Below are 493 nucleotides of genomic sequence, written 5' to 3'. Positions count from 1 at the left end.
GACTGGCAGCAACGGCTTGATCTTTTTGTACAACACCGCGCTAACTTCCTTGTTTCTTTTCTTTCCCATGCACCGTCAACGCGCATCCCGCGCTTGGCGATGACAGGCTTTTGTTAGCCGCTCTAAAAGAAGCAAGATTCGGGCGCGTGTCGACATAGTTGTCGCCTGAGTGAACCGCTCCGGCTTTGAACTGACCCCCAGAAGTTGGACGGTCACGATTCCGCCGATCAGGCGGTGCTTCTCAATCGGTACTCAACCGGACTGAGCCCCTTCAGGCAAAGCTGAACAAGTCCACCACTGGCGGCTCGAATGCGTTGTGATCCGATGAAGCAACAGGCCCTCGCTGCGGCAGCCGATCAGGGCGCTGGATTCGAGCAATACCGCCGCCCCACCCGACGCGATGTGTTCCTGGCGACGATGGAAGAGATCGTGCCGTGGCAGCAACTGTGCGCGGTGATCGAGCCGCACTACCCGAAGCCGGGCAACGGGCGCC

At 59.2% G+C, this 493-nt stretch carries 1 pseudogene; it reads left to right on the top strand.

Going from position 1 to position 493, the window contains the following annotated elements:
• Positions 1–324 precede the first annotated feature (324 nt).
• Positions 325–493: pseudogene (locus JHD63_RS22825) on the top strand (IS5/IS1182 family transposase); the annotation flags it as partial.

It is taken from the genome of Xylophilus sp. ASV27 (genome assembly GCF_016428875.1).
Lineage (GTDB): Bacteria > Pseudomonadota > Gammaproteobacteria > Burkholderiales > Burkholderiaceae_C > Xylophilus.
The sequence above is the reverse complement of the archived record's forward strand: the minus strand, read 5'-3'. Positions and strand labels throughout refer to the sequence as shown.